Source organism: Tepidicaulis marinus (assembly GCF_000739695.1).
Lineage (GTDB): Bacteria > Pseudomonadota > Alphaproteobacteria > Parvibaculales > Parvibaculaceae > Tepidicaulis > Tepidicaulis marinus.
In genome coordinates this window covers 1-15,740 of the sequence record NZ_BBIO01000019.1, presented here as the reverse complement: position 1 = coordinate 15,740, position 15,740 = coordinate 1, and the positions used below count along the sequence as shown (strand labels likewise).

At 61.8% G+C, this 15,740-nt stretch carries 15 protein-coding genes and 1 riboswitch; of the genes, 5 read left to right on the top strand and 10 right to left on the bottom strand.

Annotation, left to right across the window (positions count from 1 at the left end; genetic code table 11):
• Positions 1–78 precede the first annotated feature (78 nt).
• A complete protein-coding gene (locus M2A_RS14725; protein WP_156101780.1) occupies positions 79–1,233 on the top strand; it encodes an AI-2E family transporter in 1,155 nt (384 codons plus the stop codon).
• Positions 1,234–1,324: 91 nt separating this feature from the next.
• The gene (locus M2A_RS14720) at positions 1,325–1,534 is read left to right on the top strand and encodes a dodecin (protein ID WP_045449043.1); all 210 of its coding nucleotides are present in this window, start codon (positions 1,325–1,327) and stop codon (positions 1,532–1,534) included.
• Between the two features lie 68 nt (positions 1,535–1,602).
• Here the strand turns inward: M2A_RS14720 and msrA are convergent, their stop codons facing one another.
• From msrA to M2A_RS14690, 6 genes are all read right to left on the bottom strand, one after another.
• Positions 1,603–2,256, bottom strand: a complete 654-nt coding sequence (gene msrA, locus M2A_RS14715; RefSeq protein WP_045449041.1) for a peptide-methionine (S)-S-oxide reductase MsrA — start codon at positions 2,254–2,256, stop codon at positions 1,603–1,605.
• Positions 2,257–2,357: 101 nt separating this feature from the next.
• Positions 2,358–3,041, bottom strand: a complete 684-nt coding sequence (locus tag M2A_RS17580) for a TetR/AcrR family transcriptional regulator (RefSeq protein WP_052379527.1) — start codon at positions 3,039–3,041, stop codon at positions 2,358–2,360.
• Positions 3,042–3,282: 241 nt separating this feature from the next.
• The gene (gene thiC / locus M2A_RS14705; protein ID WP_045449040.1) at positions 3,283–5,127 is read right to left on the bottom strand and encodes a phosphomethylpyrimidine synthase ThiC; all 1,845 of its coding nucleotides are present in this window, start codon (positions 5,125–5,127) and stop codon (positions 3,283–3,285) included.
• Between the two features lie 62 nt (positions 5,128–5,189).
• Positions 5,190–5,307: riboswitch (TPP riboswitch) on the bottom strand.
• Positions 5,308–5,379: 72 nt separating this feature from the next.
• Positions 5,380–5,838, bottom strand: coding sequence for a hypothetical protein (locus tag M2A_RS14700; RefSeq protein ID WP_045449037.1), 459 nt, complete (start codon positions 5,836–5,838; stop codon positions 5,380–5,382).
• 143 nt (positions 5,839–5,981) lie between these two features.
• Complete coding sequence (locus M2A_RS17575) at positions 5,982–6,380, bottom strand: hypothetical protein (protein WP_052379526.1); 399 nt, start codon at positions 6,378–6,380, stop codon at positions 5,982–5,984.
• A gap of 190 nt (positions 6,381–6,570) precedes the next feature.
• Positions 6,571–7,863: an adenylosuccinate synthase gene (locus tag M2A_RS14690; protein WP_045449035.1), complete on the bottom strand. Its 1,293-nt coding sequence runs from the start codon at positions 7,861–7,863 to the stop codon at positions 6,571–6,573.
• Between the two features lie 238 nt (positions 7,864–8,101).
• Between M2A_RS14690 and M2A_RS17570 the strand changes: the two genes are divergently transcribed.
• The gene (locus tag M2A_RS17570) at positions 8,102–9,052 is read left to right on the top strand and encodes a pentapeptide repeat-containing protein (protein WP_052379525.1); all 951 of its coding nucleotides are present in this window, start codon (positions 8,102–8,104) and stop codon (positions 9,050–9,052) included.
• 53 nt (positions 9,053–9,105) lie between these two features.
• Here M2A_RS17570 and serA read toward each other — a convergent pair whose 3' ends face one another.
• Both serA and M2A_RS14675 read right to left on the bottom strand, forming a co-directional pair.
• The gene (gene serA / locus M2A_RS14680) at positions 9,106–10,686 is read right to left on the bottom strand and encodes a phosphoglycerate dehydrogenase (protein WP_045449034.1); all 1,581 of its coding nucleotides are present in this window, start codon (positions 10,684–10,686) and stop codon (positions 9,106–9,108) included.
• Positions 10,687–10,787: 101 nt separating this feature from the next.
• Positions 10,788–11,957, bottom strand: a complete 1,170-nt coding sequence (locus tag M2A_RS14675; RefSeq protein ID WP_045449032.1) for a phosphoserine transaminase — start codon at positions 11,955–11,957, stop codon at positions 10,788–10,790.
• Positions 11,958–12,144: 187 nt separating this feature from the next.
• Between M2A_RS14675 and M2A_RS14670 the strand changes: the two genes are divergently transcribed.
• A complete protein-coding gene (locus M2A_RS14670) occupies positions 12,145–13,302 on the top strand; it encodes an aminotransferase class V-fold PLP-dependent enzyme (protein ID WP_045449030.1) in 1,158 nt (385 codons plus the stop codon).
• Here M2A_RS14670 and M2A_RS14665 read toward each other — a convergent pair.
• A complete protein-coding gene (locus M2A_RS14665) occupies positions 13,299–13,916 on the bottom strand; it encodes a LysE family translocator (protein ID WP_052379524.1) in 618 nt (205 codons plus the stop codon). The genes M2A_RS14670 and M2A_RS14665 overlap by 4 nt on opposite strands.
• Before the next feature lie 68 nt (positions 13,917–13,984).
• A complete protein-coding gene (locus M2A_RS14660; protein ID WP_045449028.1) occupies positions 13,985–14,806 on the bottom strand; it encodes a PhzF family phenazine biosynthesis protein in 822 nt (273 codons plus the stop codon).
• 81 nt (positions 14,807–14,887) lie between these two features.
• Between M2A_RS14660 and M2A_RS14655 the strand changes: the two genes are divergently transcribed.
• Positions 14,888–15,740: aminotransferase-like domain-containing protein (locus tag M2A_RS14655; RefSeq protein ID WP_156101779.1), on the top strand; the 853-nt coding region annotated here is incomplete at its 3' end.

Genomic DNA, 15,740 nt, shown 5'->3' with positions numbered 1-15,740 from the left:
CGCTTTGCAGAAGGGGAACCTGCCTCCCGCGCCTGCGTTCTTCTGCCAAACCCTTCTTAAAGACCGGGAACGCGGACCGTGCAGGACAACGATACGAACAACATCCCCGGCGCAGAGGGGACAGAGGGGGTAGGCCGGATCGCCCTTGGCGGATTGATGCTGCCCGGCACGGCGCTCAGCTTCCTCTCCATCCTGGCGCTTTTCTATACGCTTTACCTTGCCCAGGCGCTGATCGCCCCGGTCTTCACCGCCATCGTCGTCTCGTTTCTCTTCACACCGCTCCTGCGCCTTTCCCCGCTCAAACATCTGCCCGATCCTGCAGCCGCCGCGATGATCGTCTTCACACTGCTCGGGCTTTGCGGCGGCGGGCTATATCTTCTCGCCGACCCGGTCAGCGAATGGGCCGAACGCATTCCCAGCGCCATAGAAGAATTTCAAGAACGCACCCGCAAGATCACGGTGCCGATGGAAGAAATGCGCGCGGCATCGGAAAAGATGCGCGAGGCAGCAGGCTCCTTTGCCAATGGCGAGGGGAAGCCTGCCGGCCAGGAAGTCGTCGTTCAGGAGGCAAGCGTTGCCAACCGCGCGCTCACGCTGATCGGCGAGGTCGGTACCTCGCTGCTAATCTTTTTCGTCTTTCTTTATTTCGTGCTGGCGACAACGCATCTCATGCGCGACAGGATCGTGCGCATCGCGCCGCGCATTTCAGACAAGGAAAAAGCCCGGCGCATCATCCGCGATATCGAGCGGGAGATTTCCGGCTATCTCGTCTCCGTCACGCTGATCAATATCGGCCTCGGCATCGCCATCGGTCTTTGCATGTGGGCGATCGGCCTGCCCAATCCGGTGCTCTGGGGCGCGGCCGGCATGATCCTCAATTACATTCCCTATCTGGGCCCCGCCATCGGCATGGCGCTGACGGGTATTGCCGGGCTCCTCACCATGCCCGACCCGGCCATGGCGCTTTTGCCGCCCGCGTTCTATTTCCTCTGCAACCTCATTGAATCGCAGCTCGTGCTGCCCACCGTCATCGGCCGGCGCCATACGATCAACGCAGCGATGGTGTTTCTGTCCATCGTCTTCTGGGGCTGGATGTGGGGCGTCATCGGCGCGGTGCTCGCCGTGCCCATTCTCGTCATCATCAAAGCGACCTTCTCGCATCTCGACAGGTTGCAGAAATTTTCCGTCTTCATCGCGGCGGAAGAACGCAAAACCCGCCCCCTGCCCGATTGACCCCTGCCAGATTGAGAAAAGACAAGAGGAACGGGCGGCGCGCCCGCGCGTTCATGAAGAAGAGAAGAACAAGACCGAAAGGAGACTTCCCATGAGTCACGTTTACGGCACCAGCGAGATTGTCGGTTCTTCCACCAAAAGCATCGACGATGCGATCAACCAGGCCGTGGAAACCGCCGCCAAATCCATCAAGAACCTGGAATGGTTCGAGGTAACGGAACAGCGCGGCCATATCGAAAACGGCAAGGTCGCGCATTTCCAGATCATGATCAAAGTGGGCTTCCGCTACGAACCGAAATAAGCGGCAAACCTTCAACAAAAAAACGCCCCGGTCCTGCCGGGGCGTTTTGTCTTTTCAAGGCGCGGCTCTTAATCGGCCGCGATGCCCGTGCCGATCGGGCAGCTCACGCCCGTGCCGCCCAGCCCGCAATAGCCATGCGGGTTCTTGGCAAGATATTGCTGGTGATAATCCTCGGCATAATAAAATTCCGGCGCCTCTTTGATCTCCGTCGTGATCGGCGGAAAACTCTGCGCGCCAAGCGCCTTTTCATAGGCGCGCTTGCTCGCCTCCGCCGCCTCGCGCTGGGCGGGCGAGGTCACATAAATGCCGGAGCGGTACTGCGTGCCCACATCGTTTCCCTGGCGCATGCCCTGCGTCGGATCATGGGCCTCCCAGAATGTCTTGAGCAGCGTGTCGAAGGAGACAACTTTGGGGTCATAAACCACCAGCACGACTTCATTGTGCCCGGTGCGCCCGCTGCACACTTCCTCGTAAGTCGGATTGGGCGTGAAGCCTGCCGCATAACCCACCGCCGTGACCCAGACGCCGTCCAGCTCCCAGAACTTGCGCTCCGCGCCCCAGAAACAGCCAAGGCCGAAAATCACCTGTTCCATGCCTTCCGGGAACGGCCCTTTCAGCGCCCGGCCGGACACGAAATGGCTCTGCGCCGTCGGGATCGGCATTTCCCGTCCCGGCAGCGCGCTCTCTGCGCTCGGCATTTCGGATTTCTTGCGGAATAGCATGGCAGGCCTCCCATCTTTGAGGGCAATATCGTCTCTCGTGCCTAATGTAGGGCGCGGGCGCGCAAACGGAAATGGCTTCACGGCGAAATGATGTGCGCGCCTCACTCCGCTTTAGGCTGCACCACCCCGTAAACCAGAATATCGGCAACGGCGCGCGCGCCCTCTTCGACGGTGGGCGGGCGGCGGTTACCTTCCTTCACCAGCCGCTCCGCGAGCGCGCGCATGGTAAAAGGCGTGCCGATGGCGCCCAAAAGAATGATATGGCCGACGCCGGGCGGCATCGCCCGCGCTTCCCCGCGCGCATGGGCCCGCTCGAAAAAGGTCTGCACCGTTTCCGTCGTCGCCTTCATGTAATTTTCGTAGATGTAATCGAAGCGCGGCCCCCCTTGGGAGGACTCGTCCATCAGCACCTTGAAATAATCCGTATGCGTCGCAGCCATCAGCGCAATGCGGTAGCTTGCCTCGTGAATGCGCTCGATCTCCTCACCCTCCGGCGCGTCCGGCGAGAGCAAATCGTTGATCCCTTCGGGCAGTTTGCGCACCGCATGATCGACGGCAGCTTTCCAAAGCCCCTCCTTGGAGCCGAAATGATGGTGAATGAGATTGTGGCTGACATCCCATTGCCGCGTCAGCTCGCGCACCGACACCCCTTCATAGCCCCGCTCGGCAAAGGCCTTCAGCGCAGCTTCCAGAAGCTCCTCGCGCGAGATCGCCTCATCGCCCTTGGCCGGCCGGCCCGGGCGGCGCTTTTGCGTGTCCTCTTTATGCTGTTCCTCGAGCGCCATCTCTTGGGTTCTTCTTGTTGTTGTGCTGCCCGCCCATTCTTTGCTCGTCATGCTCGGGCTTGACCCGAGCATCCATGAAGCGGCCCGGCAAGCAGGAAGTCCGCATGGACCCTCGGGTCAAGCCCGAGGGTGACGAAAGACAAGGCAACTACCGAAACTTGACAAAGACTCACAAAAAACTTGACGGCTGTCCAGATTTTTCCGGACAGCCGTCAAATCGTAAGGCAAACGCAAAGTCCGGTCAGCCCAGCGCTTTATTGCTGCGCTTCAGCGCCGCCACATCGCCTTCTTCCATGTAAAGTTTCGAGCCGGAATTGCGGAACTCGCTTGCCATCTCCGCCATGCCGCTTTCGGCATATTCGCGCACTTCCTGCGTGATCTTCATGGAGCAGAATTTCGGTCCGCACATAGAGCAGAAATGCGCCACCTTATGGGCTTCCTTCGGCAGGGTCTGATCGTGGAACTCCTTCGCCCGTTCCGGGTCGAGCGCCAGATTGAACTGATCTTCCCAGCGGAATTCGAAACGCGCCCGTGAAAGCGCGTCATCGCGCATCTGCGCCGCCGGATGGCCCTTGGCCAGATCCGCCGCATGAGCGGCGATCTTGTAGGTGATCACGCCCTCTTTCACATCGTCCCTATTGGGCAGGCCGAGATGCTCCTTCGGCGTCACATAGCAAAGCATGGCGCAGCCGAACCAGCCGATCATCGCCGCCCCGATGCCGGAGGTGATGTGGTCATAGCCCGGCGCAATGTCGGTGGTGAGCGGGCCAAGCGTATAGAAGGGCGCGCCGCCGCATTCTTTGAGCTGCTTGTCCATATTGACCTTGATCTTGTGCATGGGCACATGGCCCGGCCCTTCGATCATGACCTGGCAGCCCTTAGCCCAAGCAATCTGCGTTAGCTCGCCCAATGTTTCGAGCTCGGCGAATTGCGCCTCGTCATTGGCATCGGCAATGGAGCCGGGGCGCAGCCCGTCGCCGAGCGAGAAGGAGACGTCATAAGCGCGCATGATGTCGCAAATGTCTTCAAAATGCTCGTAAAGGAAACTTTCCTTGTGATGGGCAAGGCACCATTTGGCCATGATGGACCCGCCGCGCGAGACGATGCCCGTCACGCGCTTTGCCGTCATCGGCACGTAAGCCAGCCGCACGCCCGCATGGATGGTGAAATAATCCACCCCCTGCTCGGCCTGCTCGATCAGCGTGTCCCGGTAAATCTCCCAGGTCAGGTCTTCGGCGACACCGTCCACTTTTTCCAGCGCCTGATAGATCGGCACCGTGCCGATCGGCACCGGCGAATTGCGGATGATCCATTCGCGCGTGTTGTGAATGTTGCGGCCCGTGGAAAGGTCCATGACATTGTCCGCGCCCCAGCGCGTCGCCCAGACCATCTTGTCCACTTCCTCAGCAACCGAAGACGTCACGGCGGAATTGCCGATATTGGCGTTGATCTTCACCAGGAAATTGCGCCCGATGATCATCGGCTCAAGCTCGGGGTGATTGATATTGGCCGGAATGATGGCGCGGCCCGCGGCCACTTCATCGCGCACGAATTCCGGCGTGATGAATTCGGGGATATTGGCGCCGAAGCTTTCCCCTTCCGCCACTTTATGCGCCGCGCTTTCCAGCGCCTCTGCCCGGCCCATATTCTCGCGCGCCGCGATATAGCGCATTTCTTCGGTGATGATCCCGGCGCGGGCAAATTCGAACTGGGTGAGCGGCCCGTCGCCCGTGCCGCGCAGCGGCTTGTGGCGAATGGGAAAAGCCTCGGCCAGATGCGTGCCGGAGACATTGCCATTGTCCTCCGGGCGCACATCCCGGCCTTCATATTCTTCCACATTGCCGCGGCGCTTGACCCATGCGGTGCGCGTGCGCGGCAGGCCCTTTTCAAGATCGATCACCGCATCGGGATCGGAATAAGGACCGGACGTGTCATAGACGCGCACGGGCGGCTCATTAGCGCTTTCATGCAGCGAAATTTCCCGGAAAGGAACTTTCAGCTCTTCGGCGCCCGGCGCACCGGTATAGACCTTGCGCGAGGCAGGCAGAGGGCCGGTCGTGACTTGCGGTTTGACGTGAACGTTCATCGTGGATCTCCTGAGTGCCTGAAAGACATCTGTGACTCGGAAATCCGGGAAAGCGAGCGGGGGCGACCTTTGTATTCCGTCCCTTCGCCGGTATGACCCGGATCAGGTTCGAAGGGTTCGGCCTCGGCCATCTCAGTCTGCCTGTTCAGTCTACCTGCGCAAACACCCCTCGGAACAGGGGCAGTGTGACTCTCCCCGCCCGCCCCGTAAAGGGCCGATCGTGCTTTGAGGTTGCGGATTGGCCGGAAAGGTCTATTGCGCGACCTTAATATCCATGATCCGCTTGAGGCGATTGCCCTGATAGAAAATCTCGATCTGCTCGTAAGGCGCGCCCGCGCCGCGTGCCGCCTCTTCCTCATAGCGCACGAGGTGCCATTCCAGCGCCTGGGTGCCTGGGACCTTGAGCGGCTCCAGCACGAGATCGAGCATCAGAACCTTGGGATTGATGCCCTGGGGCACGCGCTTGACGAGCCGGGCCTCATAATTGCTGGCGGGCAGCTCCACCTCGCCCGTGACATAAAAGCTTGCGGGACCCGGCCCCGGCATCAGATTGAGAATGGCGATCCAGTTCTGCAGCTTCACCTCGGCAGGCAGGCCCGTTTCCCCGGCCGCGCTTTCCTCGGAAGCTTCCCCGCATCCTGCAAGGCCTGTGAAGAGCAGAAGAGCCCCTGCCAGAAACGGAGCGGCCAATACCGCTTTGACCTTCCTCATCGCGCACCTCCCTTTGTGCCGGACCACCAAAATCACCTTACGCGGCAACTTGGTGAAATCATGGCAGAGCGGAGCACATAAAAGACAAAGAAAAACCGGCCCCTGAAATAAAGGGCCGGTTTCCAAACTGCGCCGGAAAAAGCTTATTCGGCAGCTTTCGCGTCGCCTTCTTCCGTAGACGCTTCCATTTCAGCATCGGCCTCGGCTTCCATCTCGCCGGCGCCTTCTTCCATGGCAGCCTCGCCCTCAGCAGCGGCTTCTTCACCCGCTTCCTCGGTCGCTTCCATCGCATCGGAAGCGGCATCCATCGTCGCATCCGCCGCATCTTCCATCATCGCGCCGGCTTCTTCCGCCGCAGCGCCCATGGCTTCGCCCGTTTCTTCAGCGGCGGTGCCCATAGCCTCGCCCGCTTCGTTCATCTCTTCGGAAACGGACGTGTCTTCGCTGGTTTGCTCTTCCTGTTTGTCTTCGCCGCAACCGGCCAGAACGAAGGCACTTGCGAAGAGAATCGGCAACGCACCTTTTACGAGAATATTCTTCATGACGTAAAACCCCCTATGTCAGCAGCACTTACCTGCTTGCGAGCTCAGACATTCTCTCAAACTCATGGCGAAACTGTGGCAGATCGCCGCGCTAAAAGAAAGTTTTCAGTTGGCAGAACAATCTGTCTCATGCGCAAAAAAATGGCGGCCATGATGGCCGCCATTGATCCGTTCACGTCCGTGAAAAAGATCAGTCCTCGTAAGGATCCTGCATCAGGATCGTGTCGTCCCGCTCCGGCGAAGTGGAAAGCAGCGCCACCGGCGCTTCGATCAGCTCTTCCACATGACGCACATATTTCACCGCCTGCGCGGGCAGATCGACCCAAGAGCGCGCGCCATAGGTGCTTTCCTTCCAGCCTTCCAGCGTTTCATAAACCGGTTTGACCCGCGCCTGCAGCGTGGCGGAAGCGGGAAGATATTTGATGAGCTCACCGTCGAGCTCATAGCCCGTGCAGATTTTGATTTCGTCGAACCCGTCCAGCACATCGAGCTTGGTGAGCGCGATGCCCGTCATGCCGTTCGTCTTGATGGCCTGGCGCACCAGCACCGCATCGAACCAGCCGCAGCGCCGCTTGCGCCCCGTCACCGTGCCGAACTCGCGCCCGCGCTCGCCGAGCCGCTGGCCCATCTCATCGTCAAGCTCGGTCGGGAACGGCCCCTCGCCCACCCGCGTCGTATAGGCCTTGGTGATGCCGAGCACATAATCGATCGCGCCGGGGCCCATGCCCGAGCCCGTGGCCGCCTGCCCCGCCACCGTGTTGGAGGAGGTGACATAAGGATAGGTGCCATGGTCGATATCGAGCAGCGTGCCTTGCGCCCCTTCAAAGAGAATGCGCTGGCCCTTGCGGCGCACATCGTCGAGATAGCGCCAAACGGAAGAAACATGGGGCAGAATGCGCGGCGCAACCTCTTTCAGCTGCCGGGTGAGCGCGGCGGGATCCGCCTCCGCCTGGCCGAGCCCGCGGCGCAGCGCATTGTGGTGATCGAGCAGCTTGGCGACTTTGTCTTCCAGCGTTTCGGGCGCGGCCAGATCCATCACCCGGATGGCGCGCCGGCCTACCTTGTCTTCATAGGCCGGGCCGATGCCGCGCTTCGTCGTGCCGATGCGCGTGCCCGTGTTCGAGCTTTCGCGGATGACGTCGAGTTCCTGATGCACCGGCAGAATGAGCACCGCGTTTTCCGCGATCTTCAGATTGTCCGGCGTCACCTCGATGCCCATTTCGCCGAGCGCATCGATTTCCTTTACCAGCGCCCAGGGGTCGATGACCACGCCATTGCCGAGCACCGACATCTTGCCCTTGCGCACGATGCCCGAGGGCAGAAGCGAGAGCTTGTAGGTCACCCCGTCAATGACCAGCGTATGGCCCGCGTTATGCCCGCCCTGAAAACGCACCACGACATCCGCGCGCTCCGACAGCCAGTCCACAATCTTGCCTTTGCCCTCGTCCCCCCACTGGGAGCCGACAACTGCCACATTCGCCATATCTATCACCGACGGGTTTAAGGGGCAGAGCGCCCGGAAAGCCCGGATTTCCGCCCGAAACATGAGGAAAGCCCCCGCTGGAAACGGCAAGACCGGACCCAAGGGAGGCTTTGAGAGGTTTTAAACCGATTGCCCGCAGAATGAAAGTCCGAGCTGGCCTCACGCGGGTTTCCGCGGCATTTCGCGCCTTTGCGCGCGAATCGGGCCAGATTGAACGAAATGGGGGACGAAGGACGGCATGGCCATTTCCGCAGAAGCCGCCCGCCTTGGGGAAGGCGCGGCCCATATGCCGCTGGAGGGGGACCGGGAAGGAACGCCGTTCGGCACCTTTGCCGCGCGCCTTTTTGCCAAAATCGCCGCCCGGCGCCGGGCGGGCAGCGAGGATGCACTCAGCCCCGCAGCCCTTGCGCCCGACGATGTGGCAACCGCCATTCTCCTCTCGCTCTGCCTCCATATCCTGCTTGCCTCGCCCTGGTGGCTCACCGCGCCGGAGCCCGAGCCCCTGTCCTTGCGTATAGCGCTTGCCCCGCCCGCCAAATCCATCGCTGCGCCGCAGCCGCTTGGCACGCAGAACGGCACGGAGCGCTTGAAAGAACAGGAACTGCCGCCGCTCGATGAAGCGGGCATGGCGGCGCTGCGCGCCGGACAAGGCAAGCGCATCAATGCTTGCATGCGCTGCACGCTGACGCGGGGGGATTTTTCCGGCGGGCTTTACCGCATCGCCAATCTGCGCCATGCGGATATGCGCGAGGCCAATCTGGAGGAAGCGGATTTTTCCGCCTCCCGCCTGATGGGCGCCAATCTTTCCCGCGCCAATCTGCGCGGCACGCGGCTGCAAGGCGCGCTTCTCACCGGCGCGGACCTGCGCCTTGCCGATCTCACGAACGCGCGCATGCTCGGCGTCTGGATCGAGGGAGCGGATTTCACCGGCGCCAATCTGACCGGCGCCGACATGACGGAAATCGACATGGCCGACAAAGCCCGCTTCCGCGAGGCGGTTTTGCACGATGCGGACCTGCGTCGCTCGAACCTTGCGGGCATGGATTTTTACAAAGCGGATCTTTCAGGCGCGGATCTGCGCTATGGGAAAGGTCTCACCCAGGCACAGCTCGATTATGCCTGCGGCGATACCCGCACCCGCCTGCCCGAAGGGCTCACCATCCGCCCCTGCGCAAACGCTTCAAAATAAAACGGCCTCCCGGCAAGCCGGAAGGCCGTCTTCGTTTCTCTGCGTAAGGACGCTTAGAATTTCAGTGCTTTGGCCTGGCGCACATGCGGCAGCTCGTTCACCGCTTTCAGCACGTCTTCCGTCACTTCCTGATCAACCTCGATCAGCGCGATCGCATCCGCGCCAGCGCCGGTGCGGCCCAGGTTGAAGTTGGCGATATTGACCCCGGCATTGCCGAGCACGGAGCCAAGCGCGCCGATGAAACCGGGCTTGTCTTCGTTGGTGACATAGAGCATGTGGGGCCCAAGCTCCGCTTCCATATTCATGCCCTTCACCTGAATAAGGCGCGGCTTGCCGTCGGAGAAGACGGTGCCGGCCACCGAGCGTTCCTGGCGCTCGGTTTTCACCGTAAGGCGCATATAGGTTTCATAAACGCCGCGCGGCTCTTCCCGCTTCACTTCTTCCACATTGATGTCGCGCTGCTTGGCAAGCACGGGAGCGGAAACAACGTTCACATCCGCCAGAAGCGGCTTCAACAGCCCGCAAAGCGCTGCATTGGTCAGCGCGCGCGTGTTCATGCCCGCCACTTCGCCTTCATATTCAAGCGTGACGGATTCGATCCCCGTCTCCGTGAGCTGACCGGCAAAGGAGCCCAGAAGATCGGCCAGCTTGACGAAGGGTGAAAGCTTCGGCGCTTCATCGGCGGAGATAGAAGGCATGTTGATCGCGTTCGTCACCGCGCCGGTGAGAAGATAATCGGCGATCTGCTCGGCCACCTGCAGAGCGACGTTTTCCTGCGCCTCGGAGGTGGAAGCCCCGAGATGCGGCGTGCAAATGACGTTTTCCATGCCGAACAGCGGGTTCTCTTTCGCCGGCTCTTCTTCGAACACATCGAGCGCTGCGCCTGCCACCTTGCCGCTTTCAAGCGCAGCTTTCAGATCGGCCTCGACGACAAGCCCGCCGCGCGCGCAGTTCACGATGCGCACGCCGTCCTTCATCTTCGCAATGGCATTCGCGTCGATGATGTTGCGTGTCTTGTCGGTGAGCGGCGTGTGCAGCGTGATGAAATCGGCGCGCGTCAGAAGCTCGTCGAGCTCGACTTTCCCAACGCCGAGATCCTGCGCCCGCTCCGGGGTCAGGAACGGGTCGAAGGCGACGACCTTCATGCGCAGGCCAAGCGCGCGGTCGGCAACGATGGAGCCGATATTGCCGCAGCCGATGATGCCGAGCGTTTTCGCCGTCACTTCCACGCCCATGAATTTGGACTTTTCCCACTTGCCTGCATGGGTGGAGGCGTTGGCCTGGGGAATGTCGCGCGCCAGCGCCATCATCATGGCAATGGCATGTTCGGCGGTGGTGATGGAATTGCCAAAGGGCGTGTTCATCACGATGATGCCCTTGGCGGTTGCCGCGGGAATGTCGACATTGTCGACGCCGATCCCCGCGCGGCCCACGACCTTCAGATTCTTGGCCGCATCGATGACGGGCTGCGTCACTTTCGTGGCCGAGCGGATCGCCAGTCCGTCATATTGATCGATGATCTTGATCAGCTCGTCGCGCTCGAGCCCAGTTTTAACGTCCACCTCGACGCCGCGCTGCTTGAAAATATCGATGGCAGCGGGAGAAAGCTTATCGGAAATAAGGACCTTCGGCATGCCTGCCTCCTCAAATGGGATTTTGAATTGGGAAAGCGGGGCGGCACTTTCATGGGCCGCCCGCTTTTAAAACCTGTGTTGAAAACCAGAATGGAAACCGGTTACGCGGCTTCCAGCGAGGCGAGCGCTTCCCCGAAGGCCCAATCGAGCCAGGGCAGGAGCGCCTGCATGTCCGAAACTTCAACCGTTGCCCCGGCCCAGATGCGAAGGCCGGCCGGCGCATCGCGGTAAGAGCCGATGTCATAGGCAATGCCTTCCTCGTCCAGAAGCGTCACGAGCTTCTTGGCGAAAGCGGCCTGGCCGTCCGCATCAAGGGCGGCGACCTTCGGATCGGTGATTTTCAGGCAAACGGAGGTGTTGGAACGGTTGTCCACTTCCTCGCAAAGAAAATCCACCCAGCCCGTGCGCTCCACCCAATCGGAGAGCATGGCAAGGTTGGCATTGGCGCGCCCCTGCAGCGAGGCAAGCCCGCCGATGGATTCGGCCCATTTCAACGCGTCGAGATAATCTTCCACCGCCAGCATGGAGGGGGTGTTGATCGTCTCGCCCTTGAAGATGCCTTCGATAAGCTTGCCGCCTTTCGTCAGACGGAAAATTTTCGGCAGCGGCCAGGCCGGCGTGTAATTTTCAAGGCGTTCCACGGCGCGCGGCGACAGGATCAGCATCCCATGCGCTGCTTCCCCGCCCATGACTTTCTGCCAGGAGAAGGTCGTTACGTCGAGTTTGGCCCAGGGCAAGTCTTGCGCGAAGGCGGCAGAGGTTGCATCGCAAATCGTCAGCCCTTCGCGGTCCGCAGCAATCCAGTTGCCGTTCGGCACGCGCACACCCGAGGTTGTGCCGTTCCAGGTGAAGACCACATCGCGGTTGCAATCGACTTTGGAAAGGTCGGGCAGCTTGCCGTAATCGGCTTCGAACACGCGGATGTCTTCGAGCTTGAGCTGCTTCTTGGCATCGCTCACCCAGCCCGCGCCGAAGCTTTCCCAGGCCAGAATATCGACGCCGCGCGCGCCGAGCAGCGACCACATGGCCATTTCGACCGCGCCGGTATCGGAGGCGGGCACAATGCCGATGCGGTAATCTTCCGGCACACCGAGCACGGCGCGGGTGCGGTCGATCGCTTCTTTCAGCTTGGCCTTGCCGATCTTGGCACGGTGGCTGCGCCCGAGGGCGGCATCTTGGAGATTTTGGATGGTCCATCCCGGGCGTTTCGCGCAGGGACCGGACGAGAAGTGCGGATTGGCCGGGCGAGCGGCCGGACGTGTATGCGTCATATGATCTATCTATCCTCTCAGATAGTCGCCTTCCGGTGGGGGAAGGTGGCCCGCAGCCGATATATGCCTCCGCCCCGGCGCTGTCAAATGACGTTTTTGCCTTTTTGTCTTTCGTCTCTTCTCCGTCATAGTGGACGTGAAACGGCAAATATCCTTAAGAACCCTTATCCGCCGGAGCCCGGCCCGCATGATCCCTTCCCAGCGGCACGTTTTCGATATTCCAGCAGACGTCACTTATTTGAACTGCGCTTACATGTCGCCCCTGCCCAAGGCGTCTATCGCCGCGGGCCAGGCGGCCGTCGCCGCCAAGGGCCAGCCCTGGCACCTGACCTCGGATCATTTCTTTTCCGATGCCGAGGCCGTGCGCGCGCTTTTCGCCCAGCTCATCAACACACGGGCGGACAATATCGCCATCGTGCCCGCCGCCTCCTACGGCGTGGCGATTGCCGCCAAGAATCTGCCGCTCGAGCCGGGACAGGAAATTCTGGCGCTGCAGGAGCAGTTCCCCTCCAACGTCTATCCCTGGATGCGCCTTGCCGAGGAAAAAGGCGGCAAGCTCCGCCTGCTCGATCCGCCGGAAAATGCGCCGGACAACATGCCCGGCGCCGACTGGACACCGCTCATTCTGGAGGCGATCGGCGACCGGACCGGCATTATCGCCCTGCCCCATTGTCACTGGACCGACGGCGCGCTGATCGATCTGACGGCCATCGGCAAAAAGGCCCGCGCTCATGGCGCAGCACTCGTCCTCGATCTAACCCAATCCGCCGGCGCCCTGCCTTTCGATGCCGAGGCCGTCCAGCCCGACATCATGGTCGCGGCGAGTTACAAATGGCTGCTCGGGCCTTATTCACTTGGCGCGGCCTACATCGCGCCGAAATGGCATCAGGGCCGCCCGGTGGAGGAAAACTGGCTGAACCGCAAAGGCTCGGAAGATTTCGCCCGCCTCGTCGATTACCAATATGAATATCAGCCGGGCGCGCGCCGCTTCGATATGGGCGAGCGCTCGAGTTTCCATCTCATGCCGGTCTTCAAAGCCTCCCTTGAACTGCTTTTAGGCTGGGGCGTTGAAAACATCGCAAGCGCCCTTGCCGCCAAGACGGGCTTTCTAGCCAAAGGGGCCGCCGGACTCGGTCTTGAAGCCGCGCCCCTTTCCCGCCGCGCCGGGCACTATCTTGGCCTGCGCTTTCCGGGCGGCATACCGGGCGATCTTCTCACCCGCCTGCGCGAGCAGAACATTCATGTCTCCGTGCGCGGGACGTCCATGCGCGTAACGCCGCATCTTTATAATGACGAGGAAGACCTTGCCCGCTTGCTTAGCGCGCTGAGGAAATTGCGCGCTTAAATCTCAAATCCCACGGGACCGGAAAAAAGCGGCAAAAGCACCGAGATCACCATGGCGCCTGCAAGAAACAAGCGCAGATAAAACCCGCGCCGTGCCCCGGCCATGAGCGCGCTCAGCCCTTCTCCGAGCGCGAGCCAAGCCGAAGTGCATAGCAGCATGAGCCCCATCAGCACCGCCCCCGTCGCAAAGGCCTGCGGCCCGTATGCTGCGCCCGGCGTGAGGAACGCGGTAAAGCCCGTCATGGTCATGGCATAGATTTTCGGGTTGAGTGGATGCACCAGAAGCCCCGCCCAGAAAGAGGGCGGCTCGGCGGTTTCATGCCTCCCCGGCCCGCCCGCCCGCACGATGCGCACGGCGAGATAGACGATGTAACAGATCCCGGCGACCTGCAGCGCGCGGTAAAGATCGGGCACGCTTGCCAGCAAAACACCGAGCCCCGCGCCCATGGCCACAAGCACCGCAAAGCCGCCGCCCCAAATGCCCGCAAGAAACGGCACGCCACGTTTGACGCCTGCGCCCGCTCCTGCCGCCATCAAGGCGAGATTGGCTGGGCCCGGCGTTGCAATGGTCACAAAGCCGAACAGAAAGACCCCGATGAAAGCCTGCCAGCTCATCGCTCACTCCTTCGCGAAGACCTCTTCTCAAGCCGGACGAAACCGCACGCGGCCTGGAGAAATCAAACTCAGATATGGATTGTGCCTTGCAGGAAATCGGCGCAGGTCCCGGCAAGCTCCACCCGCTCGCCCTTGATGCGCAAATGCACCGTGCCGCCGCGTTTGGAAATCTGCCGCGCCACCAGCGCGTCCTTGCCGAGCCGCTTGGCCCAATAAGGCCCGCTGTCGCAATGGGCCGAACCCGTCACCGGGTCCTCGTTGATGCCATGGGCGGGCGCAAAGAAGCGCGAGACATAATCGATGCCGCTGCCTTCCTGGCCGGGCGCGCTGGCAATCAGTCCGACATTGAGCGGGGCGCAGAGCCGCATCAGCTTCAGAACATCGGGGCGCAGCGCCGCCACATCTTCTGCTTTGTCGAAGAGCGCCATCAGGTTCACGCCTTTCAAAACGCCGAGCGGGCGCGTGCCGAGCGCCTCGGCCAGCCCTTCGGGCGCGGCGGCCGGTTTCATCGGCCGGGCGGGGAAATCCATTTGCAGGCGCCCGCTTTCTTCCCGCGTGACGGTCAGCTCGCCGCTGCGGGTCTCGAAGCGCACGTCTTTGAGGCCGGGCGCCAGATGCGTGAAGAGCACATGCGCGCTTGCCAGCGTCGCATGGCCGCAAAGGTCCACCTCCACGGTCGGCGTGAACCAGCGCAAATGATAGCGCCCGCCTGCCGCATCTGCCCCGCCAGGAGCCGGCACGAAAAAGGCCGTCTCCGCCAGATTGTTCTCCGCCGCAATCGCCAGCATCACCTCTTCCGGCAGCCAGCTTGTCAGCGGCACGATCGCCGCCGGATTGCCCTCGAACGGTTTTTCGGCAAAGGCATCGACCTGATAAATCGGCAGTTCCATGGGAGCCCCCTCTGGGCGGTTGCGTTTCGATACGGGCAATGTAAGGATCAATTGAAGAGGTTCAATCAATACATTGACACCATGACAATTATCTCAGCAGAGCTGCGCGCCGCGCTTTCCTCGGACACCGGGCCGGAAACCCCGCACGCGCCCCGGTATGTGGCGATTGCCGATGCGATCGAAAAGGCGGTGCAGGAAGGCCGCCTCGCCCCCGGCGAAAAGCTGCCGCCCCAGCGCGCTCTTGCCTATGATCTCGGCGTCACCGTCGGCACGGTCAGCCGGGCATATGATCTCGCCGCCCGGAGGGGTCTTGTGGAAGGCACGGTCGGGCGCGGCACCCATGTGCTTGCCCCCCAGCAGCCGGGCTCTTACGGGCGGGGCGTCGGCTCGGCAAGTTTCCTGCGCATCGCCCCCGAAACACCGATCCCGCTGAAAGCCAATCTGCCCGCCCCTATCGGCCAACATGCCGCCGTGGCCCAGGCCGCCGAGGACGTGTTGCGCCAGAACGCCCTGCGCATGAGCCTTGCCGATTATTACAGCGCCGATCAGACCGGCGAGGACCGCGCCTTGGCCGCGGACTGGCTGGCCGCGCCCGGCTTCACCGCCGACCCGCAGCATCTGGTCCTGTGCAGCGGCGCGCAGCAGGCGTTGATGACGGCGCTGATGATCGCAACCGAGCCCGGCGATCTCGTCCTTGGTGAAGCGCTGACCTATCACGTCATTCACACCCAGTGCCGCCTTGCCGGCCGCCGCCTCAAACCGCTGCCGCTCGATGAAGAAGGCATCGTGCCGGAAGCCTTGGAAGAAGCCTGCCGCACCCAGCGCCCGCGCGCGCTCTTTCTCGTCCCAACGCTGCAAAACCCGACCGGCGCGGTGATGAGCCAAAAACGCCGCGCCGAAATCGCCGCCATTGCCGAGGCCCATGCGCTTTATC